Source organism: Bacillus sp. FSL K6-0138 (assembly GCF_037982765.1).
GTDB lineage: Bacteria > Bacillota > Bacilli > Bacillales > Bacillaceae > Bacillus > Bacillus glycinifermentans.
In genome coordinates this window covers 2,227,576-2,253,053 of record NZ_CP150286.1, presented here as the reverse complement: position 1 = coordinate 2,253,053, position 25,478 = coordinate 2,227,576, and the positions used below count along the sequence as shown (strand labels likewise).

General features: G+C 43.1%; 29 protein-coding genes and 1 pseudogene. 9 read left to right on the top strand and 21 right to left on the bottom strand.

All coding sequences use genetic code 11. From position 1 onward, the window contains the following. Positions 1-150 precede the first annotated feature (150 nt). Together MHB78_RS11985 and MHB78_RS11980 are read left to right on the top strand one after the other, a co-directional pair. Complete coding sequence (locus tag MHB78_RS11985) at positions 151-774, top strand: LysE family translocator (protein ID WP_046129519.1); 624 nt, start codon at positions 151-153, stop codon at positions 772-774. Between the two features lie 152 nt (positions 775-926). Beyond that, positions 927-1,112, top strand: coding sequence for a type Z 30S ribosomal protein S14 (locus tag MHB78_RS11980; protein ID WP_046129520.1), 186 nt, complete (start codon positions 927-929; stop codon positions 1,110-1,112). Positions 1,113-1,304: 192 nt separating this feature from the next. Here MHB78_RS11980 and MHB78_RS11975 read toward each other — a convergent pair whose 3' ends face one another. Beyond that, positions 1,305-1,748, bottom strand: coding sequence for a hypothetical protein (locus MHB78_RS11975; RefSeq protein ID WP_046129521.1), 444 nt, complete (start codon positions 1,746-1,748; stop codon positions 1,305-1,307). Between the two features lie 369 nt (positions 1,749-2,117). Here MHB78_RS11975 and MHB78_RS11970 point away from each other — a divergent pair. The 3 genes and pseudogenes from MHB78_RS11970 (at position 2,118) to MHB78_RS11960 (ending at position 3,704) form a co-directional block, all read left to right on the top strand. Next, positions 2,118-2,680, top strand: a pseudogene (locus MHB78_RS11970) (YukJ family protein). A gap of 421 nt (positions 2,681-3,101) precedes the next feature. After that, a complete protein-coding gene (locus MHB78_RS11965; RefSeq protein WP_046129522.1) occupies positions 3,102-3,227 on the top strand; it encodes a hypothetical protein in 126 nt (41 codons plus the stop codon). Between the two features lie 21 nt (positions 3,228-3,248). Then, the gene (locus tag MHB78_RS11960) at positions 3,249-3,704 is read left to right on the top strand and encodes a YndM family protein (protein ID WP_046129523.1); all 456 of its coding nucleotides are present in this window, start codon (positions 3,249-3,251) and stop codon (positions 3,702-3,704) included. Between the two features lie 388 nt (positions 3,705-4,092). On the opposite strand, the gene MHB78_RS11955 is transcribed toward MHB78_RS11960, so the two are convergent. Beyond that, positions 4,093-4,386 (bottom strand): gamma-glutamyltransferase, encoded by a 294-nt coding sequence (locus tag MHB78_RS11955; protein WP_052948497.1) that lies wholly within the window; start codon positions 4,384-4,386, stop codon positions 4,093-4,095. Positions 4,387-4,533: 147 nt separating this feature from the next. Here MHB78_RS11955 and MHB78_RS11950 point away from each other — a divergent pair, with 147 nt between their 5' ends. Then, the gene (locus tag MHB78_RS11950; RefSeq protein ID WP_046129524.1) at positions 4,534-5,034 is read left to right on the top strand and encodes a DinB family protein; all 501 of its coding nucleotides are present in this window, start codon (positions 4,534-4,536) and stop codon (positions 5,032-5,034) included. A 286-nt stretch (positions 5,035-5,320) separates the two neighbouring features. Here MHB78_RS11950 and queC read toward each other — a convergent pair whose 3' ends face one another. The 14 genes from queC to MHB78_RS11880 form a co-directional block, all read right to left on the bottom strand. Further along, positions 5,321-6,016 carry a 7-cyano-7-deazaguanine synthase QueC gene (gene queC / locus MHB78_RS11945; RefSeq protein ID WP_082094041.1) on the bottom strand — a complete coding sequence of 232 codons (696 nt, stop codon included), beginning with the start codon at positions 6,014-6,016 and terminating at the stop codon, positions 5,321-5,323. 1 nt (position 6,017) lies between these two features. After that, positions 6,018-6,719: a radical SAM protein gene (locus tag MHB78_RS11940; RefSeq protein ID WP_046129525.1), complete on the bottom strand. Its 702-nt coding sequence runs from the start codon at positions 6,717-6,719 to the stop codon at positions 6,018-6,020. Between the two features lie 10 nt (positions 6,720-6,729). Then, positions 6,730-7,461, bottom strand: coding sequence for an ABC-2 family transporter protein (locus MHB78_RS11935; protein WP_241657029.1), 732 nt, complete (start codon positions 7,459-7,461; stop codon positions 6,730-6,732). A gap of 55 nt (positions 7,462-7,516) precedes the next feature. Then, on the bottom strand, positions 7,517-8,233 hold the full coding sequence (locus MHB78_RS11930; protein ID WP_236689793.1) for an ABC-2 family transporter protein: 717 nt from the start codon (positions 8,231-8,233) through the stop codon (positions 7,517-7,519). A gap of 58 nt (positions 8,234-8,291) precedes the next feature. Then, positions 8,292-9,302, bottom strand: coding sequence for an ATP-binding cassette domain-containing protein (locus MHB78_RS11925; RefSeq protein ID WP_046129528.1), 1,011 nt, complete (start codon positions 9,300-9,302; stop codon positions 8,292-8,294). A gap of 25 nt (positions 9,303-9,327) precedes the next feature. Next, positions 9,328-9,972: a PIG-L family deacetylase gene (locus MHB78_RS11920; protein WP_046129529.1), complete on the bottom strand. Its 645-nt coding sequence runs from the start codon at positions 9,970-9,972 to the stop codon at positions 9,328-9,330. A gap of 16 nt (positions 9,973-9,988) precedes the next feature. Further along, positions 9,989-10,762: a class I SAM-dependent methyltransferase gene (locus MHB78_RS11915; RefSeq protein WP_046129530.1), complete on the bottom strand. Its 774-nt coding sequence runs from the start codon at positions 10,760-10,762 to the stop codon at positions 9,989-9,991. Further along, complete coding sequence (locus MHB78_RS11910; protein WP_046129531.1) at positions 10,737-11,564, bottom strand: glycosyltransferase; 828 nt, start codon at positions 11,562-11,564, stop codon at positions 10,737-10,739. Before MHB78_RS11910 ends, MHB78_RS11915 begins: the two co-directional genes overlap by 26 nt. After that, positions 11,530-12,237, bottom strand: a complete 708-nt coding sequence (locus MHB78_RS11905) for a DUF5591 domain-containing protein (protein WP_082094042.1) — start codon at positions 12,235-12,237, stop codon at positions 11,530-11,532. The genes MHB78_RS11910 and MHB78_RS11905 overlap by 35 nt, the downstream gene beginning before the upstream one ends. Positions 12,238-12,253: 16 nt before the next feature. After that, positions 12,254-13,903 carry a carbamoyltransferase C-terminal domain-containing protein gene (locus MHB78_RS11900; RefSeq protein WP_046129533.1) on the bottom strand — a complete coding sequence of 550 codons (1,650 nt, stop codon included), beginning with the start codon at positions 13,901-13,903 and terminating at the stop codon, positions 12,254-12,256. A 12-nt stretch (positions 13,904-13,915) separates the two neighbouring features. Next, positions 13,916-14,917, bottom strand: a complete 1,002-nt coding sequence (locus MHB78_RS11895; protein ID WP_157759340.1) for a bis-aminopropyl spermidine synthase family protein — start codon at positions 14,915-14,917, stop codon at positions 13,916-13,918. A gap of 229 nt (positions 14,918-15,146) precedes the next feature. Further along, entirely contained in the window at positions 15,147-15,548 is a 402-nt protein-coding gene (locus tag MHB78_RS11890; protein ID WP_046129535.1) for a 6-carboxytetrahydropterin synthase, read from the bottom strand. A 648-nt stretch (positions 15,549-16,196) separates the two neighbouring features. Further along, positions 16,197-16,823, bottom strand: coding sequence for an FMN-dependent NADH-azoreductase (locus tag MHB78_RS11885; protein WP_046129536.1), 627 nt, complete (start codon positions 16,821-16,823; stop codon positions 16,197-16,199). Between the two features lie 140 nt (positions 16,824-16,963). Continuing rightward, complete coding sequence (locus MHB78_RS11880) at positions 16,964-17,452, bottom strand: TraR/DksA C4-type zinc finger protein (protein WP_046129537.1); 489 nt, start codon at positions 17,450-17,452, stop codon at positions 16,964-16,966. Between the two features lie 139 nt (positions 17,453-17,591). Here MHB78_RS11880 and MHB78_RS11875 point away from each other — a divergent pair, with 139 nt between their 5' ends. Then, positions 17,592-18,764 carry an oxalate decarboxylase family bicupin gene (locus MHB78_RS11875; RefSeq protein WP_046129538.1) on the top strand — a complete coding sequence of 391 codons (1,173 nt, stop codon included), beginning with the start codon at positions 17,592-17,594 and terminating at the stop codon, positions 18,762-18,764. 128 nt (positions 18,765-18,892) lie between these two features. Here MHB78_RS11875 and gerPC read toward each other — a convergent pair whose 3' ends face one another. Both gerPC and MHB78_RS11865 read right to left on the bottom strand, forming a co-directional pair. After that, on the bottom strand, positions 18,893-19,261 hold the full coding sequence (gerPC, locus tag MHB78_RS11870) for a spore germination protein GerPC (protein ID WP_052948498.1): 369 nt from the start codon (positions 19,259-19,261) through the stop codon (positions 18,893-18,895). A 297-nt stretch (positions 19,262-19,558) separates the two neighbouring features. Continuing rightward, positions 19,559-20,041, bottom strand: a complete 483-nt coding sequence (locus MHB78_RS11865) for an Hsp20/alpha crystallin family protein (protein WP_046129539.1) — start codon at positions 20,039-20,041, stop codon at positions 19,559-19,561. 69 nt (positions 20,042-20,110) lie between these two features. Here MHB78_RS11865 and MHB78_RS11860 point away from each other — a divergent pair, with 69 nt between their 5' ends. Further along, on the top strand, positions 20,111-20,371 hold the full coding sequence (locus tag MHB78_RS11860; protein ID WP_046129540.1) for a hypothetical protein: 261 nt from the start codon (positions 20,111-20,113) through the stop codon (positions 20,369-20,371). Between the two features lie 4 nt (positions 20,372-20,375). Beyond that, positions 20,376-20,609, top strand: a complete 234-nt coding sequence (locus tag MHB78_RS11855) for a hypothetical protein (RefSeq protein WP_046129541.1) — start codon at positions 20,376-20,378, stop codon at positions 20,607-20,609. A 234-nt stretch (positions 20,610-20,843) separates the two neighbouring features. On the opposite strand, the gene MHB78_RS11850 is transcribed toward MHB78_RS11855, so the two are convergent. From MHB78_RS11850 to MHB78_RS11840, 3 genes are read right to left on the bottom strand one after another with little or no spacing between them, the layout of a single operon-like run. Then, a complete protein-coding gene (locus MHB78_RS11850; protein ID WP_231947356.1) occupies positions 20,844-21,188 on the bottom strand; it encodes a hypothetical protein in 345 nt (114 codons plus the stop codon). A gap of 17 nt (positions 21,189-21,205) precedes the next feature. Beyond that, positions 21,206-23,821: a putative inorganic carbon transporter subunit DabA gene (locus tag MHB78_RS11845; protein ID WP_046129542.1), complete on the bottom strand. Its 2,616-nt coding sequence runs from the start codon at positions 23,819-23,821 to the stop codon at positions 21,206-21,208. Next, entirely contained in the window at positions 23,818-25,350 is a 1,533-nt protein-coding gene (locus MHB78_RS11840) for an NADH dehydrogenase subunit 5 (RefSeq protein WP_052948500.1), read from the bottom strand. The genes MHB78_RS11845 and MHB78_RS11840 overlap by 4 nt, the downstream gene beginning before the upstream one ends. Positions 25,351-25,478: the final 128 nt, after the last annotated feature.

Here is a 25,478-nt window from a genome sequence, read left to right as displayed (position 1 = left end):
AACATTTACCTATATTTAAAAGGGATTTTAGGCGTCTGCATGAAATCTAGTAATATGCCCGCCGCAATATAAATGGAAGCCGCACCTTCCGATACGTTCTGCATGTTATAATGGCACAAAGCAACGTTGCATCGAAATGGAGTGGGACATATGGACTTTTTATCAGCAGCATCTTTTTTAGGCGCAGCCATATTGCTGACCCTCATGCCCGGACCGGACAATTTATTCGTGCTGGCACAGAGCATATCGAATGGCAAAAGCGCCGGAATATCAACGGCCTTCGGGCTTTGCACCGGACTCGTTTTTCACATTTCCGCTGCAGCGGTCGGAATTTCAGCGGTCATTTACAAATCGGCTCTTGCCTTCACCTTCTTGAAATACGCCGGAGCAGCGTATTTGTTATATTTGGCGTACCAGTCTTTCCGGGACAAAAGCTCAGGCTTTCATATATCCGATCAGCATTTGGTGAGTTTAACATCTTTGTATCGAAAAGGCATCATTATGAATCTCTTAAACCCAAAGGTTTCGTTATTCTTCCTGGCTTTTCTGCCGCAGTTTGTCAACAATGAAGCCGGCAATGTGACGATACAAATGCTCATGTACGGCATCATCTTTTTGCTTCAGGCTTTGGCCGTTTTCACCATCATCAGCATATTCGCAGGGAAAGCCGGAGAATTTTTGCTAAGGCGCCCTGCCATAGCAAAAAAAATCAACTTGATCCAAGGTTCATTGTTTGCCATCATCGGTCTAAAAATGGCGTTTACGCAAAAATAAAGGCTTTTTCGATGATTTGCGAAAGATGGAATGTTACATGATTCCCGTACTTCAGTTTACAAATCCTATTTAATTTGTTATAATTAGTTGTTTACAGAAATCATACACACTTATGTTTATATACAACCATGATCTTGAAAGGGGGAAAAATATTGGCCAAAAAATCAATGATCGTCAAACAAAAGCGCGAACAAAAATTTAAAGTCCGGGAATACACGCGCTGTGAACGCTGCGGCAGACCGCACTCTGTGATTCGCAAATTTAAGCTTTGCCGGATTTGCTTCCGCGAGCTTGCCTATAAAGGACAAATTCCGGGTATCAAAAAAGCGAGCTGGTAGGGCTCGCTTTTCGAACAGCCTTATTCGCAAGGCTGTTTTTTTATTGAAATTATGGCGGCCAGGCCCCCATCGACTACAAAAAGGAATCTTTATCAAGATAGACAATCGGCGTCGGGCCGAAAGTAAAAGTCCGGCGTCTTTTCTTGAGTGTTCTAAAAATTCACGTCCCACCTCAAAATGTAATGCCGTTTTTCATTGAATGGAATAAGTAAAATCATAATTGCTCGTTGTACTATAATCACCATCATGTGTCTTCAGTCTTAAATAAACCTTTTCCCCAGGCTGAACTGCATTGACGCGGAGCGAATCCGTTTTCCCGGAACCGTGATCCTCTGCCTGTACAACAACCGTTTTTTGCGACGTTACATGGTGCGCTTCCAAATCGAAATTCTTCCCGCTTGGAGACGTTAATGAAGCTGATAAATCATGCTTGTCTTCCGTATTATTTTGCCAAAGAAACCAATCTTCATCTGAAGCTGTCTGCAGTTTCCATTGAAAATGGTACCCCGGCAAAACTTCAAGCGCTGATTCTTTATTATCAGCCAAACCGGTAATCGCAGATGCGGATTGTGAAGTTACTAGTAAACCCGATAAAACAGCAGCGATCGGCAAAATCTTTACGAGCCTGGTTTTCATAAGCGTCACTCCCCGTCAAATTTTGTTATGAAGCACCTAACAACCATAATACTACCTCGTTTGGATAGTGTTGTAAACAAAACAATTCCATTATTATGAAATTTAAAATGTTTTTTGAAAATTTCCAACAATAACAACCTGAAAATGAAACAATAAACTTCTATCATGATGATGAAAAGAGGATTTTACAGACTTTTGGGGAATACTGATGATGAAACTTTCTCATCGAACTTGCCGGGCCTGTTTTTCAAACGTTAAAGCGACTGCTCTTGGTTAAGGATTTTTTCTGGGAATCAACGAATAAATCATTCACCATGTTGTTTCCCAAGCTTTACTTCACCCCTGATCATATGCGAGGAGGAACTTTTTATGCCTGTAGAACATTATGGCGTTTTAAAAGGAACCGTCGTGAGAACCGAAAGAGATCCGGTCAATGACCGAACACCGCATCTTGACATTTATGTAGCCGGTGAGAATGGCAGACATTATCGATGTGCCGTCAACGTAAAATCGTCGGATCAATCAAAAGTTCTCTACTATGCCGATGACGATTTCGATGCTTCCCAAATCACGATCCTGCCATGACGCCTTTGCCGCATACCTTGCCCGGTGAAAAAAATGACTTATACGAATTTCTTGAAGAGTACGCAAATAAAGCAAAAAATGATCAACATGCAGCAATTTACGTATACGGTTCTAAATTTGACACGGGTCTGGGAATGCACAACATTCACATGAATCAAGGCAATCCCCGAGGCAGCCGCTGGGAAAACGACAATGGCACATGGAAAGACGGAGGAATATTGATTCAGTTTAAAGACTCCTGGGCTGCGGTGTTTCTCGCCTTTCAAACTCAATCGTGGTGCACGGACCGGGATGGACAGCCAATCAAGTTTTGCGATCATACAGAACCTGATAAGGAATATGTATAAAGCGTAACACTTCCTCCTTGACGGCATTGTTTCCGGTGCAGAAAAAAAACGAATAGGCCTCTCCGGTTTAGAGGAAGAGGCCTGTCATCAAGAAGCCTTTGCCCAGGCCCCTTGATCAGTTAGGACTCGACTGTTCCCAGCAGCCGGGTCTTTTTTAGTTTCTGTATTTCTAAAAGAAAAAATACATTTTTAGTTCGTTTGTATAAACTGTGCCGGCCGGTGAACATTTTGAAATCCTTTAGAAAGAGTATTGCATCGATCAGGCCAATCCTGTTTTCTATATTATTTGGCACGGCTTGACGTCCCGCAAAACCGGAAGAATGGGTCCAGGAAGGTTTTTAAAAAAATAATGAGGCTGAACGGAAAGCATGAATAAGAAATCAAAATCGATCCAAAATATAGTGAAAAAGGTGGTGAGATCATGGAGAAGAAAGGCATCAAAAACGGCAGCATCGAACAGATTAACAATGATCATGAGACAGAAAGCGCGTTTCAGCAGGAGCAAAAAAGCAATAAACAGCAAAAAAGCGGCGGCACTTTAAAATAAAAGCGGAAGGTGATGAAACTTATGAAACATGTATGGGCACTGTGTTTAAAGTTCATTGCAAGCCTGGTTCTATTATATGTGATTTTAACTCTGTTTTTCGGCGTCCCATTTGGAGACGTATTTGTCCTTACCTTGATTTTAGGGATCGTATCCTACCTGGTAGGAGATCTTTGGCTCCTTCCAAGAACGAATAATACGACGGCGACTATGGCGGATTTCGGTCTTGCCCTGATTTTGATCTGGGCCATTCTCGCGATGCAGGATAATCCTCCGTATGGGTCTCTTGCAATGGCTTCAATCATTTCAGCGATCGGCGTGACCGTATTTGAATATTTCTTTCATCGCTATATGGCGGCTAACGTTTTAGAAGAGACAGGAGGCGAAAGGCGGAAAAACACGGGTTCGTTACAGTATCAACACGAAGCGTCAGACGAGCTTTTTCCGGTGTCCCCGTCGGAAAAACGTGACAAAAAATAACTGCCAGAGCGGATGTTCAGGAGTTCTACCAAGAGGCAATGCTCCAGTCTGTTCTCGTTTCTGTTTGCCCGCCAAAACGCCGTTTTCATGGCGGAGGGTGATCCTGAATCAAGCGCTCATTCGATTTGATGCCCCTTTTCTGACAGGGCCTGTGCTATGTGCTGCGGAACAGACGTTTCCAGCAGCACTTTTTTTCCGCCCTTCCATTGCCAGCGCGGGGCATCAAGGTCCGTTTGCGGGATGGAGATTCATGACCGTTTGACCGTGTCCCTGAGGCTGCATATACCCTCCCATCACACTACCGGATTACCGTCTTTTGTGATAAATCCGGGAATGATCGTATGGAACGTCCTTTTTCCGGGTCGGGTGATTCGGGTCCAGCTTAAATTCATAGTCTCTGTTTTGGAGAGCGACTCCCGTCTTCGGGACGCCAGACCTTAACCGAATCCCGTATAGCTGCTTTGAATACCATGTTTCCTTCTTCATCGGCAGACGCCAAATATACAGTTCCCCCTTCAGGTAGCTTCCCCGGGCAGGAGTCAAGCGCCGTATCCCCTATCAGTGCCCTTTTTTTGGCATATTCTTCTGACAATAATTCATCTGTTTGAGCAGGCATCTGATCGTTTTCGGTTATATATTCGAGACCGTCGGCAAATGCAAGCTTAACCGCTTCGGTCTGCATGTGCCGCTAGCGGCTGAGACGCCGCCATCATACCTTTTCCCTCCTGACATATCAGCTTCGGGATGGAAACAAATAAATCCTCCCTGCGGAAGGAAACAGAAGCCGTTTTGTCGAATTCTATTCCTTTAAAAGCGAGGAGGACATAATATGAAGCATGACACAGCAAAACGTTTTGACTACCACGTTTGGGCAAACCAAAAGGTGTTTGAGCACCTGCAAAGCCTTCCTGAAGAGCTTTTCACGAAAGAAATCAAGAGCGTGTTCCCTTCTGTTTCGGCAGTTGTTGTCCATATGTGCGTCTCAGACGCGCTCTGGCTGAACATCATATCGGGGGGCGGATATGATGAAGCAAAAGCTCTGGCGATGAGGCTTAATGAAGAATTAAAGGAAGCAGACATCAAAAAGCTGAGCGCTTTTTTTGATGAAACCGCACATCAATACCAAGCATTTTTTGAAGATGCTGAGAATCTCGATGCGCCTCTTACAGTAAGGCACCCGGTGCTGGGTGAGAGGGAAACGAACGCTGCCGAGATGACGAATCACGTCATCAACCACGGCACATATCACAGAGGCAACATCTCGGCGATGCTGAGGCAAATGGGACACGCGAGCGTCCCGACGGATTATGCTTATTTTCTGTGGATGTAGCTTTTACTAAAAATGCACAATATAGAGGGGGATTTTTTCTAAGCCCCCCTTTGACTTTAAAACTTATTTTTGTCAAACAGCATTCTGAGAATTCCTGATCGTCATCCTGTTAAAATCGGACTGATGGATATCTGCACGAGATGGATATTCCCCTTCATTTCTTCGCGGTTTTGCCACTGTTTGCACTTTATTTGGACGCAATTTCGCATTGCTCTGCCGCTCCCGTAAACACCCGGTAAATAAATGCCATGGTGATCGTTGGCGTCTATTACCGATTCGTCATTTTTTATATCATTTGAATATTTTTGTACGGAATAGGGTCTTTATAACCAGCCTCTTTAAAACCTTTTAGCCTTAATGTGCAACTGTCGCATTCACCGCAGGCATACTCTTCCCCATTGTAGCAGGAGGTAGTAAGTTCGTAAGGCACATTCAACTTAAGTCCCAGAGTTATCGTATCTGCTTTGCTTAAATTGATAAGAGGAGTAAAAATGTTTGTTTTTTCCCCTTCGATATTTCTTTTGGTCGCAAGGCGGACCGTATTGTTTAAGCTTTCAATAAACTCTGGACGGCAATCTGGATACCCGCTGTAGTCGACTCGACTTACTCCAGTGTAAATCGCTTCTGCTTTAATCACTTCCGCATAAGCTGATGCACAGGAGAGAAAAATTAAATTCCTAGCCGGTACATATGTCACCGGGATGTTATCTTGATTCATTTTTTTCGGCACATCTATATTTTCATCAGTTAAGGCGCTGCCTCCTAATTCTTTTAAAAAATCGATATTCACAATTTTATGCTCTTGTACTTGATAATGCTCTGCTATTTTTTTTGCTTGTTCCACTTCTCTGGAATGTCTCTGCCCATAGTAAAACGTGAGGGCATGCAGCTTGTAGCCTTCATTCTCAGCAATCCCCATGCAGGTGGCACTGTCTAATCCCCCGCTTAAAACAACGACGGCTTTCTTATTATTCTTTTTAATATTAAACACCCCTTTTTTCCGGATCCCAAATGATTTTGTGAATCTGAAGATTAACTTGAATATCTTTACGCCGGCTGTTTAAAACTTTTTTGACTAGATTCGCCGGCTTCATCGTCTCCCATACCGGACTCATTAATAGACGGCCTTTTTTATGATGCTTGTCAATAATCTCCATAGCGATTTGAAAATCGTTTTCAGATCCTATAACAAATTTGATTTCATCATTTTCGTCTAATAAATCGAAATTTTCATAGATCATTTTTTTCATTTCTCCACTGTCTGGAAGTTTAAAATCCATGATAAAGCGAACTTTATTGGCCATTTTAGCGGATAGACGCCTCATGTTTATAAAAGGCTTTAAATGAATAGCACCATTTGTTTCTATATGAATATCTTTAATTACATCGATTTTAGCCAACCGCTCAATTAAAGCTAAAGATTTTTCTCCATGGATTAATGGCTCTCCCCCGGTCAAACAAACATAATGGTTTGCTAAACGGGAAACCTTATGTGCGATTTCTTCTATTGTAGCTTCAAACTCGGGTTTGCTGGGGGCATAGCTGTACTTTGTATCGCACCACACACAACGCAGATTACAATGAAACAGCCTTATAAAAGTCGTCTGTTTTCCCGCAGCAGATCCTTCGCCCTCTATTGTTTCGAAAATTTCGACCATTGGTAAAACAGTTGTGTCAGCATTCATCTTACACTCATCACCCTCCCGCGCTCTGATAATGTTTCAGAGAGAATTTCCAAAACATCGCGCTGCATACTAGAAAACCAACAACATATAAGAAATACTGATAAACGTTTGTTCCATTAGACACATCCAGAAGGCGTTCCACCGGTACATTTGCGACGATCACTATAGGAAAAATAAAAACAAAAATAATCCTGCCGATCCCTTTAAAAAAAGACGTCGGATATCTAAATAGCGTCATTGCGCCTAAAAACAATTCGTGCAGACCGTCAACTTTCGTGATCCAAATCGATAATGTCATAGTGATAAACCAGAGCGCGTAAGCCAGCACCACTCCGGTTACAATAAAACACAAGTATTCCAATATTTGAGAAATTTGCAAAGTGGCGTTTAGATTGATCAATGCATATATAACAAGCACAATGGCCGGAAATAAATTCCCGAAATTCCCCATGTCTAATTTCCGCAAAGATACAATGAACTGGCTGTTTACGGGCTTTAATAAAAGAAGATCCAAGGTTCCTTTATTAACCAATGATGGGATATACGGAAGGTTATTGATAAATAATACAAAAATTAAGGATTTTAATATCTCGCTCGTTCCGAGCAGTAAATAAATGTCATATATACTCCATCCATTGACGTTTTCCACATAACCAAAGAGTGTATTGAAAAAAATCAGTGTAATGACAAACCATATGAGACTGTCAATAATATTCATAAAGAAGTTGGTTCTGTACATCATCAAATTAATGCTATTGATTTTAACAATGTGGAAAAAAAGAGTGATGTATCTCATATCATGCACCAACCGATTCATATTTTGACATCGCGCGTTTCCACGCATACTTCGAAAAAGCGGAAAGTATGCCGATCCATATAAGTTGAATAAATAAACCGTACAAGATTTCGCCCACTCCCAAACGGCCAAGATATATGTTTGCAGGAAAATCAATCAAATAGGCAAATGGGAGGTTTTTAACGATATGAAAAAATGGTTCCGGCAAAAGCTTTAATGGAAACAGCGTGCCTGAAAGCAGTTCAAGCAAAATATCTACTGTAAAAAAGAAAGAAGCTATCTCAACAAAATAAAAAGAAAACAGAGAAACAAGAAAATACAAACTATAATACAGAATCATCGCCAATATGACAGCTGCAATCAGACCGGCTATATCATGAAAATCAGGGAATAAAAAATATTCTCTAATGCACAAAGCAACAATTCCCATCGGAATACTGACGAGCATCAATTGGACCAGCTTGTTTCCGGTATTTTTTGAAAACCAGAATCCCCAGTATGAAATAGGTTTTGTTAAATATTTTGAAAGTTCGCCGCTGCTCACCTCATCTTGAATCGACCAGTGAAAAGCAGGAAGCAATAAGATCTCGAGAATCTTTGCAATAATTAAATATGTAATCATTGAGTCAATTGTATACCCCTCAATGATTTGTTTTTGATCATAGACATTTTGCCATAAATAAATGACGGCAATAAGTGGAAGCAGGCTAAATGCCATATACAGCAGGGTGTTGAAACGGTACTGAAAAGCCGTCTGTATGGCCATGAGCCCCGGCTTAATATATTTTCTCAATTTTTTCAACTCCGACATGCTCTGATAGTTTATAAATTTCCTCTAATAAAGATTGGATTTCTGTATGCTTCTCCTCAAAATGAATAATATCGTAATGATTGATAATATCCCTCAAAGCCTGGCTGAATGTATTTCTGCTAATTTTCAAAAGAACAGTATGATCCTGTTCTTCGATGATTTCACCGTATTGCTTCAAAAGCGAAAGGTTGTCCATTTCTGAAAGGGTGATTGACAACAACTTGTATTCATCATCGTTTAAACCGGGCAAACCTTTAAAGCTCCCATTATAATAAAGCTCTCCATCCCGCAAAATCATAATATGCTCACAAAGCTCCTCAATATCCTGTAAATAATGGCTCGTTAAGATAACTGTCACTTCCTGTTCCCGGCAGTATGACTTCAAGAATCGTCTAATATTTTTTTGAGCAATAAAATCCAAGCCGATTGTTGGCTCATCTAAAAATAAAATCTCAGGAGAGTGAAGCAGCGCGGCTACCAATTCGCATTTCATTCTTTCGCCAAGAGAAAGATTTCGAACGGGAGATTTCACGACATGCTTCACATGCAAAGCGGTTGTCAGCCGCTCTATATTACGCTCAAACTCAGCTTGGGCAATCTGATATATTTCTTTATGGAGCAAAAATGTTTCGTACGGGGTAAGATCCCACCACAATTGATTTTTTTGTCCTAATACAACCCCTATTTTCCTTAAAAACGCCGGTTCTTTTTTATGCGGTGTAAATGAATCGACCGTTATCCTGCCTGAAGTCGGTGTAATCAAACCCGTCATCAGCTTTATTAAAGTCGACTTGCCTGCTCCATTTGCACCGATAAGACCAATGATTTTTCCTTTTGGAATTGAAAACGAAACATTGTTTACAGCATGAATGACTTCTTTTTTTCGATGAAATAGACTCTTAACTGAATTCCAAAATCCTTCATCCATTGAAGCTCTGCTGAATGAACGTGATACATTTTCAACCTGTATGAACATAACCGAATCCTTCCGTTGTTAGATTTTAAAATTTGAAAATTTCTGCGAAATCAGTGCCGACCTGCATACCCCTATATGCATTTAACCCTTTTACCCCATTTTCCAATTGAAGAATAGCTCCTTGAGATTTATATGCGTTTAAGGCTTCCATTTTTTGATCGATCACACTGCTGATATCACTGACTAATTGATAAGCGGTTAACGGAGTCCAAATTTCGTACTGCAAGCACCTTTTGATCCTGTTTTTGTTTCGCAGAAAATTAGAGCGGCTTAAAAATAATGCCTCACTGGTAATTTCATGAACAATTCGATGGTCACGGTCTGCTTCTTCCGAGTGGGGGTAATATACATAATCAGGCCGATAATCATCTATATGCATCAGCACTTTTTCAACAAGATCTCTTCTATAGGTGAGCGCCCGGTCTTTTTCTTTTAAAAAGTGAATATCTTGTGTGCCGATGATTTCGCAAGCCCTTTTGCATTCGTTTTCGCGTATTTGAACATTTTGTTCAATGCTGCCATCGATTCCGGAAAGTTCACCCCTTGTGACGATAATGATTCTTGCTTGATCCCCGCTTTTAATCGCTTTGGCAATTGTTCCCCCGCATCCGATGATTTCATCGTCATGATGCGGCGCGATTACTAAATGTTTTCTGTTATTTGCGTGCATTCACATTCTCCTTGCTTTAAGAAAGCTTTGTGATGTAAATCATAAACTCGCTGCCTCGCTTAAAAGGTTCTCTATTGTAATCTCCATAAAAACCTAAAACAGTAAAACCCCTGGACTTCAGAAGATAAAACAGTTCTGTCGGCAGTGAATATCTAGTTAAAAATTTGAATTCGTATTTCTCCGTTACTTTATCATCTTGATGTATTTCAAATAAACAACGGGTTGATACAATTTGTTTGTAATGATCTATGCGAAATATATTTTGGGATTTAATATACTGATGATCTTTGGAGGGATTAGCTGTGTTTCCAAAATCCTTTTGCCTTTTGTCATAAGCACAAACTTGCGGCGGCGATATGATGTCAAAAATAAATTTGCCTTCCGGTTTTAGCAGCTGCTTAATTTTTTGAAGCGCTTCAACCTGGTCTTTTGGGGTTAACAGATACTCAAAGACGCCACCGCTCATAAAAATATAATCAAATCGGCTTTCACAATGGAAATTTTTTATATCGGCCTTCTCAAAATGTATACGTTCTAATGTTTTCCGGTCAAATTGAGCAAGCTTCCTTTTAGCATTTTCAACCATCCCTGCCGAAATATCGATAGCATGAACGGTTGCACCGTTTTGGGCTAATTGAAAGGCCAGACGGCCAGATCCGCATCCGATGTCAAGAATTGTGACGCCTTCCTTTACAAAGCCGTTGTAGAAATCAAATAGTCCGTCCGGTTCAGGAATTAATTTATCATAAACGCTTGAGATATTGTCATACTGTTGTATTTGCCGAACCACTCTTTTTTACACCCCTTTCGGTTGCTTTGCTTTCCTTTTTAAATCCCATGAAAAATGCAATCTGCCATAAAGAAAGATACACAGCCACACCCGTTCCAAACCTATTTTTCAAAGGAGTCCAACTTTTTATCATGCTTTTCAACAGCCTGCTAGGAGGCGAATACCATTCTTTGTTCGATTGAACCCCTCTTGCTTGTCCTCTCCCATAGTTGTAAGAGCTTTTCAAATCGCCTAACAGCGTCAGGGCGGGATGTATGACTTGTGCGCTATCATCGTATCCGATACTGAGATCAGCCCTCCTCACTCTTGCATCAAAATCATAATCTTCCGTCCAGTTTATTTGTTCGTCAAAATAATAGCCGTCTATTTGATCTACAATATTCTTTCTAAATGCTAAAGGCGGGGAATACGCATTTTTTTTAGCGGTATGAATATGTCTTGAAGTTGCAATTATTTTTTCTGTTTTTGACCGGTAGGCAAAAAGCACCCTTCCTTTAGCTAACGGATGTTCATACAACATGTTGTATAACTTATCTATACAGCCTTTTCTAAAAATACAATCTGAATCCATCAGCAGCACATTGTTCTTGCTTGAAGATTTGATTCCTTCGTTATAAGCCTTTGCAAGATTGGGAGCCGGCAGATGGACCATTGTCGTATTGTGCTTTTTGGCTATGTCTTCAACCTGTTTGGTTGCGCCGTTGAGTACGACTATAATTTCCGCCTCTATATCTATGCTTTTTAAACACTCGTCAAGTCTGGGATCATTATAAGCCGGTATTACGATTGACAGATCTATCAATGCTGCTCACCTTTTTTAAAGTATTTTCCAAATCATTCAAAACAGGATCTAAAATATAAAATTCTCCCAAATCCTTCAAGTTAGTCAAGACGCCTTTTGAATTTCTGAATGTCTCCAAACCAGGTGTATGAAAATATGGGAGGTCTATTGTTTTGCAAAAATCATGAATGTCCGTCACAATTGAATCCTTTATCGGCATGCAATAGTGAACAACCGCTTTATAATGCTGCTGCTTAGAGGTTAAATAATTCTTTATTCGATTTAAAAGCGAATCTTGATATAATTTTTTCAATCTTAAAGCTTCTTCTCCGGATATATCCTCCGTCTGTATCCAATCGTATGCGCAAAATGCCGGATTCATTTGATATTCATAAGGGATAACGCCTGCATTAGACAATATGATGGGGTGTATCCTTTCAAATTTATTTGTAACCTCCCTTATTTTTTTTCCAATATAGGAAAAGTCATATGGTTTTGCCCATGTGCAGACATGGAATAAAGCGATGTCTTTTCCGGCTGGCGGAAGGTACTCGCCACTACAAAAGAATTTTTGCCATTCTTCAAATTCTTCGTGAAAGATATGGTCGCGGGTCGCCCCTCTTTTAAAGAAGGTTTCCCCCTTATAGACGCTCTTCAGTTTGTATTCCGGAAAGTTTGGATAGGTAGCACTCATGATCATTCACCTCATCCTATTTTTTGATTAAAAAATGATTTAAGAATAGAAAATCTAGCTCAGAACAAAAAAATGAACGAATTGCATCCTTCGGTGAACAAACGATCGGCTCATTTCCAATATTAAAAGACGTATTCAAAACAGCTGGTATTCCGGTTTCTTCATAAAAACATTGAATAAGCTCCCAATAAGATGAATTTACCCCTTTATCTACGATTTGCGGCCTTGTGGAACCATCGATATGAGTTACTGCCTGAAGCACCTCAAGCGAGGATTCATGTATTGTTGCGTTTAACAGCATATAAGGAGATGCCGTTTCCTCGTTTATCGCCATCGTCTGATTCTCTGCATTAATGCTAGGTGCAAGGGGGCGCCATTGTTCCCTTTCTTTTATATAATTTACCCTTTGAAGCATTGTTTTGCTTTGCGGATTGGCCAGAATGCTTCGGTTTCCTAAAGCTCTCGGTCCAAATTCCATTCTTCCGGCAAATCTGGCTCCGACACTTCCTTTTTTTAAAAGCTGGACTGCAGCTTCGTTTATGCCATTCTCAAAAAACTCATATTTAATTTTGTATCGTTCCAGCAAATCTTTAATTTCTCCATCACTAAAGGCCGGCCCTGAGTAGACATGGTCTTTCGAAAGCTTTACATCAAAACCCAATTCTTTAGACAGCAATGCTCCTGCCCCTAATGATACTCCTGCATCAGATGCAGCGGGCTGTATAAAAATATCTTTGACTTCTTCTAAGTCAAGCAGTTTCCTATTGCCTACACAGTTAAGCCCGACGCCGCCGGAAATGCATAATCGAGAGCAGCCGGTAAGCTCTATCGCCCTCTTGGCCAGGTAAATCAGATTCTCTTCCAATGCTTTTTGCCCAAAAGCTGCCACATGTTTATAAGATAATGCATCAAGTTGATCGTATAGTTTAGCCTCTTTGTGGTCGTAGACATAATGTGCTGAATTTACCTTTTCGCCGAACTTTTTATAAAAGTAAAGTACCCAATCTTTTAAAATTTGATTATAAGTTCTTCTATATCCATCATGTTTGTTGACAATTAACGGGACGTCCCCTTCCCATACCCCATAAGAAGACAAGCCCATTGTTTTTCCTTCTCTAAATCTGCCCAGACCAATATATTTTGACAACCCCTCATAAAAGATTCCCAAGGAACATTCCAAAGGGTACACTTCAAGATAATCGATTTTCCCTTTTTCACCTTTTGCGATTGTGACGGACTCTTCCTCGCCCGAACCGTCTACTACAAGTATTCCTGCATCATCAAATCCGGAACTATAGTATGCTCCAGCCGCGTGGGCTTGATGATGGGGATACATTTGTAGTGCGGGGTCTTTTTTCCGCGGAAACATATTTTTAGGAAAAACACAATGCATGATATCTTTAGATGTCAGCCCTTGTTTGCCGCCATACTCCATTTCAAGTTTTTCCACATCCCAGCCTAATGCTATGTAGTCGACTTCATCTGCAGTAATACCTGCTTCGTGCAAGCAATAAGAAATAGAATGAACGGGTACTGTGTCAAAAGCTTTTTTTCTTCTTACAAATCGCTCTTCTTCAGCGGCAGCGAGCAATTTTCCTTGATAAAATAAACTTGCACTCGTATCATGCACACCTTTATCCCAGCCGTTTATACCTAGCACGTACATTAAAACACCTCATTATATTTTCCTTCTAATCTCCATAAATTCCTGCGGAAGAAAAATTGGTCTAACCGCTTTTCTGATGAAAACATATAGATCTGTATGGATATATAAATCTTTTATTGCGCTGTACTCAATGTTTATTTTTTCTATTTCCTCATTTAATTTTTCCGTATTTAAAAAAGGTTCTTCTTCCACTTGATAGCTGCTAAAATTTTTATGTTTTTCCTCCAAGTAAAAACCCATCTCGTGCAGATGCTTGAATAAAAGATACTCTCTTTGTCCGAGACGGTCCGCACTAATATTCAGATAAATCAAATCCCCCGGTTTGCCTTTTAATACTTCTTGCGCCCTCTGCAGCCATAAATCTATGCCTTGCCCATGATCGAGGGGATCGCAATGGAAAACGTCGTATTTCTTTTTAAGCCTGTCAGGGGCTTCATATGTGACATCAAATTCGAATGTTTCAATTTGCAGCCCCTCCCGCCTGCTGCTGGATTCGATAAAGGACACGAGATCGCTGTCTATATCACCTACAGATATGTTAAATGCGTTGCCGCTGATTTGAGCAAGAGCAAGGCTTGTTAAATCATCATCGCCGCAAAAAAATACATCTTTCCACGGAGGCACCTGCTCAAAAATTATATTTGCACGCTTAACCGAAGTGGTCCATGTTGCTTGAAACTGTCCATGTTCTTTTTTGTTTCTTATCCGTTCCGGAAAAACCGCATTTGCCAGATCAGCAGCAACCTCAAAGTTCATCAGTTTATTTGAAAATTCGATTTCGCCATTTTTGCTCACTTTACATAGTTGGTGATTCCTTAAAACGTAGAGGAGATTTATGGCGATGTGCACCGTTCCGGTTATATTGATGACGTCTTGAACTTTTTTTGCTTTATTTATGCAACGCCACACATACTTTTCAAACTGTGAGAAGCTGATGCTGCTCCATAAGTTCCATATGCCAACTATTTTTTCAGCCTGCTTATGTTTAAGAAGATGTCCGATTTCTGTTTCCATATCTATCTTTAAAAAATCTTCATAGCATTTTTTTAAAATGTCTATAAGATCACACCCTATCATTATCAGGATCTACAAAACGATTTGTTTTGCAGATCCCATTTTTTGTTACATCGTCTTAGCGTTGGTTAAAAAAAGTTCTTTTTCTTCAAGTTCCAATTCGTCAGTCAAGAGCAAATCTTCAGAAATTTGATCTTCTTCTTTTTTCACGATTTCTTTTTCCACATGATCACCTCCTTTCAAGTTTTTCGTATCTCGCACTGGCTTCATTGGTTTCTTGAACTTCAACCCATTTAACATGCGGTTGATTCCTCTTTGCGTTGCATAGTGACTCTATTATCTCAAAAAAAACTTGAGCGACCCTTTCGGTGCTCGGCTCATATCCTCCTTTTACTTTGTTAAATTCGTCAAAATCATTTAGCACATAATGGTCATACTTTTTCTCTAAATGGTGCTTCACTTCACGGAAATCTATTAACATATCTTTTTCGTCTAATGCTGAACCGGTAATGCAAAAGATCACCTTGTAGTTATGGCCGTGAAGCCTTTCACATTTTCCTGCACCGGCGACTTTATGGGCGCAAGAAATCCAGAAATGTTTAGTTAACGTATAGATATATTGATTACTCATAGATTTATCCCCTTCTTTATACTATGTTTATACATTTTGATTTTCGGAATTAAAAAGCAATGAATAGGTGAATTTTTCATTTCTACAAATTATCACCGGAAAATTCCGATATTTAATTGTGGTTTTTACGTAAAATGGTTGTTAAGGAAACAATAAAGTGTTTATCATGATGAAAAATAAACTGTGCATTTCAAAGAGGATAGAATTTATTGATTTTAGTTTAAAATTCTAGGCTTGAAGGATGTAAGCGTCGTTTGAAGACAAATACATTTGTTGAAGAATGTTGTTTTAAAAACTGGTTTTGCTGCATGGATTGCAAATAAAGATATATCTGTTTGCTGACGTTTCATTTGTTTTGAAACGAATTGACACTTGTACAAAGCGAGGCGTATCAAAAGTGTCTTTTCACTTTGCAATTCAAAGAATTTTCCATTGTTATCATAAAATGTATCTAATTGCAATATAACACCGTCGTTTTGTCGAAGTAAGGTAAAAATTGTCGTTTTTCCTTAAAAATCAAAGCATTTGAAATCCTGCTGCTTTTGAGAGCAATTCTGCTCATAAAAAATACATCCCTTAGAAAATCATTGGATCCTGTAAAGAGATATCCAATATCTAAGGGATGTACTAGATTAAAAGATTTCCGGATTAAAACGCAGCCGCAACTTTTTTAGCTTCAGCGAGGCCGTCTTCGATGATTTTTTGCGCTTGGTCAGGAACAGCGTTGTGTCCTTCGATGACAACTGTATGAAGGTCTTCTACACCGAAGAATCCCATAACGGTTTTCATGTAGTTCAATGACATTTCCATTGCTGCCATCGGGCCTTCAGAATAGAATCCGCCTCTTGCATTTAAAAGGGCAACCTTCTTGTCTCCCATTAATCCTTTAGGTCCTTCAGGAGTGTATGTAAACGTAACTCCTGCGCGGGACAGATAGTCGATGTAAGTGTGAAGCACTGCTGGAACCGCAAAGTTCCACAGCGGGAAGGCAAATACGACTTTATCGGCTTTAACGAACTGATCAAGATAACGGTCCGCAACAGCCGCAGCCGCTTTTTCTTCCTCAGTCAATTCCATGCCTTTTCCTGCCTTGAACGTTCCGTTGATCGCGTTTCGGCCAAGGTACGGAGGGTTTTCCTTATAAAGGTCGAGCTCAGTGACCTCATCGTTTGGATGAGCTTCTTTATAGCTGTTAAGGAATGCTTCGTAAAGTTTTACAGATACCGCTTCATCAACTGTGCGGTCGTTTGCTTTGACAAATAATACTTTAGACATATTGTTAACCTCCTGTGCTAACGTTTCATTATTTACTTACAAATAGTATGTTACTTTCTTTTAAACAGAAAGTCAACTGATTTATTTTTATTTCAAAATATGTTTCTATCAAAAAAATACACCCGCCTTCTGCGGGTGCGCTATTTTGAATCCTGCTCTTGATCAAGCCGTTCATAGGTGTAGGAATGTTTTTGATCCATCGTTTCTTTGTTGGTCAGGTCTCTCATTTGCCGGCTGAACTCCCTGTCATCTGCTGCCCCTGATTCGTTTATTTTTTCTGCTTCTCTCTGGGCTTCAATCACATATCTTGCATATGGAACGGCTTTAAGGCGTTCGTAAGGTATTTCCCTGCCTGTTTTTTCGCATATTCCGTATGTTCCGTCTTCCATCCGCTCTAAAGCGTCTTCTACTTCCTGCAATACGTTTCTGTCCGTTTGCTCGAAGGTTTGCTCCCTCATTCGTTCAAAATAGACTCCGGCGTGGTCGGCAAGATGATTATCCACTCCGTTTGATAATTCACCCGTTTCTTCTGTCATCGACTGATCAGGAGCCTCTCTGTCTGAAAGACTTTTTTTCAAATCCATTAATCTATGGTAGAGCTGTTCCTTTTGCTCATTTGTCAGCGGCATCCTTCATCCCCTCCTTTGTTTTTTATTTCCCGGTATGTGAGACTTGAAACACCGCTGTGTGTTAAGGATTTGATATATTTTCGACAGCCGCATCATAAACTTCTGTTATGATATAAGACCAGCGAAGGGAGCATTTTCTATGAAAAAAACACCCGGAACTCAGGTGCCCCATCCGATCAGGGAAGACGGCGCCGGGGCGACCGATTTTGGCCCCCGTGACGTCATGCGGGATCTTGAGAATCCCGACATGTTCGTTCCTCCGGCTACAGATGCCGGGTCGATCCCCAATTTAAAATTTTCTTTTTCGGACACCCACATGCAGTTAAAACACGGCGGCTGGTCGCGCGAAATAACGGTTAAAGAGCTGCCGGTCTCAACGACGATCGCCGGGGTTAATATGCGGCTGACTCCAGGCGGTGTACGCGAGCTGCATTGGCATAAGCAATCGGAATGGGCTTACATGATTTTGGGCCATGCACGCATTACCGCTGTCGACCAGAATGGCCGGAACTTTATCGCAGATGTCGGCCCTGGAGATTTATGGTTCTTCCCCGCCGGAATCCCGCACTCGATTCAAGGACTTGAAGATGGCTGCGAATTCCTCCTCGTCTTTGACGACGGGACATTCTCCGAATTCGACACATTCACGATTACCGATTGGTTCGCACACACACCAAAGGATGTCTTAGCCGCGAATTTCGGTGTAAGCGAAAGCGCCTTTGCCCGCATCCCTGACAAACAGCGCTACATTTTTCAAACAAAGGTGCCGGGTCCGCTTGAAAGCCAAAAGGTGCCTGATCCCTATGGAACTGTGCCGAAAAGCTTTGCATACCGGCTTCTGAAACAGAAGCCGATCGTCACGCCGGGCGGGACGGTAAGAATCGTTGATTCCTCCAACTTTCCGATTTCGAAAACAATCGCTGCCGCGCTCGTCGAAATCAAGCCTGGCGGAATGAGAGAAATGCATTGGCATCCGAATAATGATGAATGGCAGTATTATCTCACAGGTACCGGACGGATGACCGTATTCGCGGCGAACGGCACAGCACGGACGTTTAATTATCGGGCTGGTGATGTGGGGTATGTACCTTTTGCCATGGGCCATTATATTCAAAACACGGGCACAGACAGCCTGTGGTTTTTAGAAATATTCAAGAGCAGCCGCTTTGCAGATATCTCATTGAACCAATGGATGGCGCTGACGCCAAAAGAACTTGTGGAGGAACACCTGCACGTTGGACCTGAGCTGATGAACGCATTGCGGAAAGAGAAATGGCCTGTCGTTAAATATGGAACAGACGGACAGGCGTGAAGCTCTCAAACACGCAGGTGCAAGAAGAACGGCGGCTTATCGAATGAGAGCCCCGTTTTTTTATGGATCGAACACATTTTGCAGGAAAAAATAAAACGAACCGGGAGGATGTCCTTCTCCCGTCTTTGTCAATGCTTGTCTCCTTTGAATGTCCGCGGACGGAGCGAGATCTCGGGCTGGGGGCGTTCGTTTTTTGCGTCGCGTTTTTTTGCCGGCTCTTTTTGAATCCGCGCATCTTCCAGCCATTTTGCTGACAGCGGATAGTTGGCGCCGATATTCAGTTTTCCGCTGAGACTTTCGATTTCAAGCTCTCCGAATTCGATATTGTATTCATTCTTATCGACACGCATGTTTTCTATCCGAATATCCCTTGTGCAGCAGTGTTCATCTTGTTTGTTATGGTGTACCTTTTCCAAGGCCAGCACTTTCTCTTTCAATTCCTTCATTTCTTCCTGGCAGATTTTTTTGATCAGCGGTTTGAATAATGTTTTTAGCATTGTGAACTGGCTCCTTTTCATTGTTCTATCGCTAAAGAGATATTGATATACATTACCTAACAATATAGAAAGAGGTGATCCGACTGTTTCTGCCTACTCAAATTCATCTGCATGCCGTCAAAATAAACAGCTTGAACGCGAGCTCGTTTCATACAGGCTCGGCCGAAATCATAAGAAGGGCTGTTGTTGTCAACAAGAATCAAGGGTTTGGACAAAACAATTCCTGCGGCTCGGTTTTTGCCGTCCCGGTCAGTTCAGTCAATGACTGTGATGTCTCTGATGCGAACTCGATAAAGATTAATCCCGGATCGTAATCGAGCGTGCTTCTGTTTGATCTTTAGGAATGGTGACATATAAAATTCCGTCTTTAAAAACGGCATGTATGCGGCCATTTCCGTCTATCGGTATATCGAGATCGATTTTCCTTTCGAACTCGCCATACTTTCCTTCCCTTTGTTTAAATTTGTCTTCGGGAAAATAAGACTTTCTGCTCCCTCTGACAATAAAGTAAGTTTCATATGACAGGAGTTCGACATCCTGCTTTCGAAAACCGGGAAGATATATTAAAAAGCGTATTTCATCAAACGTATCAACTATATCAATGAGTGGAAAATCAGATTTGCGCTCTTTTTCCTGCTGAACGCCCGTCTGAAAAGGAAAATTGGGATTACCGTTTGTAAAGCCCTTTCCCTGTTCATCATCGAAAACCGTTTTCCAAAATTCTCCTCCGTATAATGTCTGTGCAAGATCAAGCCACTGCTTCATTTTATCTGCATCCAATAGATGGCCCCCCTTTCCTCGAATACTGTGAACAGGTTCGGCATAAAACTGTAAAAAGGAGGTTTGCTTGTGTTGCAACCAGCTCCATATATCAATATTAATATTTTCATGTTGAAAATTAATTCCTTTGAAAATGCTTCAGCAGTGAATGTCGGACAAAATTTATTGGCGGAGTGGCAAAACTCGGATAAGAAAAACCAAGGCTACGGACAAAATTTCGGGGATGAAAGCGGGTTCTTGGGAACGAAAAGCCATGTGGATGACAGAGATCAGCTCGATTCACCGGCCCTTTTTGAGTCCCGTTCCAATCTGCCTTCGGGAAAGGGATGATGGTTTGATGTTTTCACCGGCAATGATTAATTTGGGAGCTTTTAAAATCAATTCAGTCGACAGAGGCGCTTCTGTCACGGTAGGCCCTTATCAGCAGATCGATTACTTTTTGTCAGCCAAATTAAACTACGGTTTTGGAGAAGAAAACGGAGATCTTACTCAGCTTATCGTCCCTGTCGGTTCTGTGCTGGATTCCGATCTCATCGATTCCAATGCCGGCAAATCGAGCGTCATATAAAGGGCGATTAATAACTACCCGTAATAACGGGTGGCCATTTTGTATAGAAAAATGGAGCCGAAGGTGGACCCGGCTCCATTTTTCCATTAAGCGTTAATTTCTGTTAATTCCTCATGTTCCGTATCTATTAAAAAACCGCGGACTTTGACATGCGAAGGGATAAAAGGGTGCCGCCGAATCAGGTCGACGCTTTGTTGTATTCCTTGAGCAACGTTTTTTTCCCCATTCAGCCATTCATCCAGGCTGCTGAATGGAAATTCCGGGGTGTTGAAAAAGGTAATCGATGGTCTGTAATTTATCCTTTAATTGCGGATTTTTAAACAAGAAATTCTCAAGGTCGATATCAGCCGCCTGTTCATTTTTGGATCGAACAATTAAGATTTCCCCGATTTTTTTTTGGAAGACAAGAGTGATAATATCTCTCATGAAATCGCTGTATGGCTGGGAAATGTGAGGGAATACGCTTTTTAAAACGAGCACTTTCTCCGGCTGAATCGCTGCCGCACGGCAGATTGATTGTTCAAGCGTATCCTCCATTCCGGTAATTAACAACACATTTTCATTTCCTGTTATCCCCATTATATTCACCTCATTCATCATTTTGTTTTTGTCCAGTTCACCCAGTTCCCGTGCGAATCGATCGAAGCAAGGATAATCCAGCCGTTTTCCACTTTTCGACGGAAGCTGTGATCCTCTTCAAGAAGCCGCTCGATATGTTCACGTGGCGCTTCAATGACAACAAGCAGCCGGAGAGGCGCATGATAAATCTCTTGATCTGACAGCATGACAGACTGCCAAGGGAGGCCTGCCAGCAAATCGCTTGCATTTCCCTGCATAACGCCAAGGCCGGAAGTGACGGTTTGGGTCGCTTTATTTCCGCTTCCATAATAATGCGGTGCAACGGTTGACGCGTAATATTGCAGATTGATCCACTGGGCCACCGTCCCCGGACCTGAAATGATATTGCCGAGGATGGAACCGTCCCGGTCATTCCGCCAGTCATAGCTGTGCAGAAAAGCCCTTCCCTCAAGGTTGGCTTCTCGCGTAAGCCGGCGTGTGCCGATGATGAATGAAGCGTTTCGGGCCAGTCCCCATTCTGGGCGGACTTCGCTCCAATCCTCAGCAAATCGTTCAACTTCATTCCGGGGATTTTTATATCCGAATTGAGGCAAATCGGCTAAGCGTTCCGCTCCGACTGTGCGGCTCACATCGGGAAGTGCCGAGTCGATGAGGTCGAACGCTTGTTTGGCTTTAGGCGGAAGCTCAGGTACATAAAGCCAATGCAATTCATCCAATGTTGTAATATGCTCTGCGGCAGCAAATACTGTATCATCCGGAATCAATATGCCGTCGGAACGGAGCCTTTGTCTGACGCTTGGAAGATTGCATAAAGCGGCAAGGACTCGTGCGTTGAAAGCGCCTGATGCCCCCCCGCAGGCACCGCAGTCCAATGACGAGGCATAAGGGTTATTTGTGCTTCTGCTCCCGTGTCCGCAAATGACAACCAGCGGAGCGAACCGGTCTGTGATCCCCATCATTTGCAATGCCTGTCTTGCATACGAGTGTTTTTCATCTTCCGTAAAACCGAGCGGAATGCCGGCTTCAGGCGTTTCTATACGATCAAGCGAGAGCTTTGACTGAGGCTTCTTCAGCCATGACTTCCGCGCTTTTCGGAAAGCTTTTCCCGCTTTGCGGGGAGCCAGGCTGCGCGCTGCCATTTGCAGGCTCAGCCAGGGGCCGCTCACTTCGGGAAGCAGCATACCCGCCAATAGATTCTGTTTCATTGTTTTAAAGGCAGAGCTTAGCGAAGCTGCGGCTTTTCTATGCTCTTGATACGATTTGAAACTGGATTCTTCCGCTGTTTCTTTTACTCGATGCTGCGGTTTGAGAATGACCGGCAAGGAGCTGTGGCAGTGTTTGCTGCCAAGTTCGCACGTTTCGATTGTCAGACCGAAAAAGCCGGCCGTTCCATACGTTTCAAAAGGCCCCGACTTTTCCAATGCCCGGCGAAACGGCTCTGAACGGACATCAATACAAAATGCCAGCTGGGCCATCACCGGTTCACTTTTTTCGGCGGCTGCAGGTTTGTTAGCCGTGAGCTTCCTTATCTCATCGGCGTATGTTTGCTCCCACGCTTCCAGCCAAAGGCGACGGCGCGTGATGTCATCAAAACGGCGGGCGAGTGTGAAACGGGCTTGCTGCTCTGCTGCGGAAAGATTGAGCCATTCTTCAGAAGTGAGACCGCCCCAATGCAGCCATGCCGCAATCAGAGGAACCAACTGCATCTCCTTGTCAGGCTTTGGCACAGAGAATGGCAAATAAGGCTCAACAAGCATCCATTCCATTGAAAGCCGGACAGCCAGATACTCGAGCAACAGCCCTTCTTCGTCCCGCGATTGCCGGGAACGCCAGAGCATCATCCCACCCCAGCCCCGCAGAGAAAGCAAATGGGCTTCAAAGTAGTCCTGGACGTCTCCATTAGAAATATCAAGCGCCCGGAGTGCTCTTTTCAAAGCTTCCCGCGGCTCTTCCGGCCACCCATTCAGCCGCAGGCGTTCAGCACGCGACAGGGCGGGATCATGTTCAATAAGCCGCCTCCATGCGCTGTAAAACCCTTTCTCACGATTAGGAAGCCGCCATGCCGATTGTGACTCATCAAGGTACAGTTTTGACCATTTAATCATATGACGGTCGAGGAGGTGAGCTGTTTTTTGCCCGGCTAAAACGCTTAGCGGTTTGACGAATCGTGTTTCCTGTTCTTCGATCATCCAGCCTGCCGCTTGTTTGGCGAGCTTTTTGACTTGACTGGATGACAATAGCTGTTCGGGTATTTCATCGAGCTTGAGCGCGGCTTTGCAAAACGCTGCCGCTGTTTCCCTCGTCATGCCGGACTGGTGTGAATCGAGCCAATCCATCAGCTTTTCTTTAAGAATCGCCTTATCTATTTCTCCACGCTGTTTTGCGGAATGGAACATGGAGGGCTTTGGGTAGATATCGACAAGAAGCTGTTGTTTAAGCCGCCGCGCCGTCTGTTCGAATGTTTGTTGTTCCAGCCCCATCCATGGATGGCGCGCAGCAAAGGTTTCAATAGGCCACAGCGGCGCAATAACCCGTGCAGCTGATTGAACCAATTCATCAATATTAATGTCAGCGGTCTGATGTTCATATTTGAAGATCGATTGTTTAGACAATGTAGATGCGGCTGCTTTCATGATTGACGACCTCCTTGAGTAAGATATTGGTCAAGATAACCCGGCCGTTCTTCGACCGAATCGAAATGAGGCTCACTCATTTTTACAAGACGCAGATAAAGTGCGCCGGACCATGCAAAGCGCTGCCGAACGATCAAAGCGCCGGCTGCACTGCCGGATAACAAAACGACTGCCGTTAAAACGGTTGCCATTGCGGACGGATGCGCCCCCTGAACAACAGCTTCCTTCAGGAGCCCGTGCAAAACAAAATGAATGATGGCAAACGCGAGCGAGGCCCCCGTTAAAATGAACAGTCCGGCAATTCGCGCGACTCGTCCGTAACTGGCTGTGACAAGCTGTCTCCAAGCAACAAACAGTGACCAGCCTAAAACAAGGGCGCTGATCAATTGATAGCCATCATCCGCATTTGTAACCCAGATTCCGATTCCGAGGGCAAGAGCCAAGGCGCCTCCTGTCATGCTCCAAGGAAGAGCCAGCCTTCCCGGTTTAGATGCGAAATGTTCATAACGGCGAACCGCTGATCCGGCTTGCAGGAAAAGGGCGGCTTTGAACAGCCCGTGCAAGATGAGGTGAATAACAGCTGCGATATAGGCGCCTAATGCGCATTGAATAAGCATAAACCCCATCTGCGCGACCGTTGAAGATGCGAGCTGCCGCTTGTAGTCTGCCTGGACGATCATCATGCCTGTTCCGAGTAAGACTGAAAGGACGGCCGGAACGAGCAGAATCAGCTGCAATCCATCACCGCTGAACATTGGTGCAAAACGAGTCAGCATGACGCCCCCGACATTAACGAGTCCAGCGTGCATGACCGCGGAAACCGGAGTCGGCGCAATCGCCGAATCGAGCAGCCAGCGATGAAACGGCCACTGCGCTGCAGGAATCATCACCGTTAAGATGACGAGGAGGCCGATTCCGATTTTCTCCCATGAGCTGATCTGTGCAAGGCTTTTTTCCGCTATGGCGGATGATAACTGCCAGTGCCCCGTCGCCAAGGACAGCCAAAGAGCCGCTGCCGCTATAGCCAGCCAGCTGAGCGAAAAGATCCTGCCCGCATACATAGAGGCATTTTTCGCGGCCTTCCATGCGCTGTTTAAACCGATCAGCGCCGTCAAGCCGAGCAGAGTGATTCCCCAGCATAAGAGAAGCCAGCGAAGATCATCGTTAAGCCAAGCGGATGAAGCCACGCCTGTCGTTAGCGTCAACAGCAAAAAGAATTTACGGTAGGACCGGTCCCCGAACAAATACCGGACGGAGAAGCGCTGGACGATGAAACCGATGGTTAAGACAAACAAGGCGATCAGCCAGGCCAGCGAATCCAAGCGCCAAGGAGCTGAAGCGTGGCCGGGATTTGCCGTCAATAAGGCCGCCAGCGCGGTGAGCGGAGGCAGAGCGATGACCTTGGCATGAATCCGCACAAATGGCAATGGAACCTTGGGATTCAGCACGAGCAATGCGCTGATGAAACAAAGCGCAAGCGACGCGAAAAATATTTTCAGCCAAAATAAAGAATCCAGCACATCAAACACCCGGTATCCCTCCGTCGGCATGATGAAAAAGAACATATTGTTTCATGTCTTGCCTTCCTTTCTACAAACGCAAAAAAGCCGGTATATTCAAGATCGGCCCACTTCAGCCATCTTCCTGAATAATACCG

Excerpts from the sequence above, each read along its gene's own strand:
- MHB78_RS11985 (WP_046129519.1), top strand. The coding sequence starts at position 151 with ATGGACTTTTTATCAGCAGCATCTTTTTTAGGCGCAGCCATATTGCTG.
- MHB78_RS11975 (WP_046129521.1), bottom strand. The coding sequence starts at position 1,748 with ATGAAAACCAGGCTCGTAAAGATTTTGCCGATCGCTGCTGTTTTATCG.
- MHB78_RS11965 (WP_046129522.1), top strand. The coding sequence starts at position 3,102 with ATGGAGAAGAAAGGCATCAAAAACGGCAGCATCGAACAGATTAACAAT.
- MHB78_RS11960 (WP_046129523.1), top strand. The coding sequence starts at position 3,249 with ATGAAACATGTATGGGCACTGTGTTTAAAGTTCATTGCAAGCCTGGTT.
- MHB78_RS11955 (WP_052948497.1), bottom strand. The coding sequence starts at position 4,386 with ATGCAGACCGAAGCGGTTAAGCTTGCATTTGCCGACGGTCTCGAATAT.
- MHB78_RS11950 (WP_046129524.1), top strand. The coding sequence starts at position 4,534 with ATGAAGCATGACACAGCAAAACGTTTTGACTACCACGTTTGGGCAAAC.
- MHB78_RS11940 (WP_046129525.1), bottom strand. The coding sequence starts at position 6,719 with ATGAATGCTGACACAACTGTTTTACCAATGGTCGAAATTTTCGAAACA.
- MHB78_RS11935 (WP_241657029.1), bottom strand. The coding sequence starts at position 7,461 with ATGATGTACAGAACCAACTTCTTTATGAATATTATTGACAGTCTCATA.
- MHB78_RS11930 (WP_236689793.1), bottom strand. The coding sequence starts at position 8,233 with ATGGCATTTAGCCTGCTTCCACTTATTGCCGTCATTTATTTATGGCAA.
- MHB78_RS11925 (WP_046129528.1), bottom strand. The coding sequence starts at position 9,302 with ATGTTCATACAGGTTGAAAATGTATCACGTTCATTCAGCAGAGCTTCA.
- MHB78_RS11920 (WP_046129529.1), bottom strand. The coding sequence starts at position 9,972 with ATGCACGCAAATAACAGAAAACATTTAGTAATCGCGCCGCATCATGAC.
- MHB78_RS11905 (WP_082094042.1), bottom strand. The coding sequence starts at position 12,237 with ATGAGTGCTACCTATCCAAACTTTCCGGAATACAAACTGAAGAGCGTC.
- MHB78_RS11900 (WP_046129533.1), bottom strand. The coding sequence starts at position 13,903 with ATGTACGTGCTAGGTATAAACGGCTGGGATAAAGGTGTGCATGATACG.
- MHB78_RS11895 (WP_157759340.1), bottom strand. The coding sequence starts at position 14,917 with ATGGAAACAGAAATCGGACATCTTCTTAAACATAAGCAGGCTGAAAAA.
- MHB78_RS11890 (WP_046129535.1), bottom strand. The coding sequence starts at position 15,548 with ATGAGTAATCAATATATCTATACGTTAACTAAACATTTCTGGATTTCT.
- MHB78_RS11885 (WP_046129536.1), bottom strand. The coding sequence starts at position 16,823 with ATGTCTAAAGTATTATTTGTCAAAGCAAACGACCGCACAGTTGATGAA.
- MHB78_RS11880 (WP_046129537.1), bottom strand. The coding sequence starts at position 17,452 with ATGCCGCTGACAAATGAGCAAAAGGAACAGCTCTACCATAGATTAATG.
- MHB78_RS11875 (WP_046129538.1), top strand. The coding sequence starts at position 17,592 with ATGAAAAAAACACCCGGAACTCAGGTGCCCCATCCGATCAGGGAAGAC.
- gerPC (WP_052948498.1), bottom strand. The coding sequence starts at position 19,261 with ATGCTAAAAACATTATTCAAACCGCTGATCAAAAAAATCTGCCAGGAA.
- MHB78_RS11850 (WP_231947356.1), bottom strand. The coding sequence starts at position 21,188 with ATGGGGATAACAGGAAATGAAAATGTGTTGTTAATTACCGGAATGGAG.
- MHB78_RS11845 (WP_046129542.1), bottom strand. The coding sequence starts at position 23,821 with ATGAAAGCAGCCGCATCTACATTGTCTAAACAATCGATCTTCAAATAT.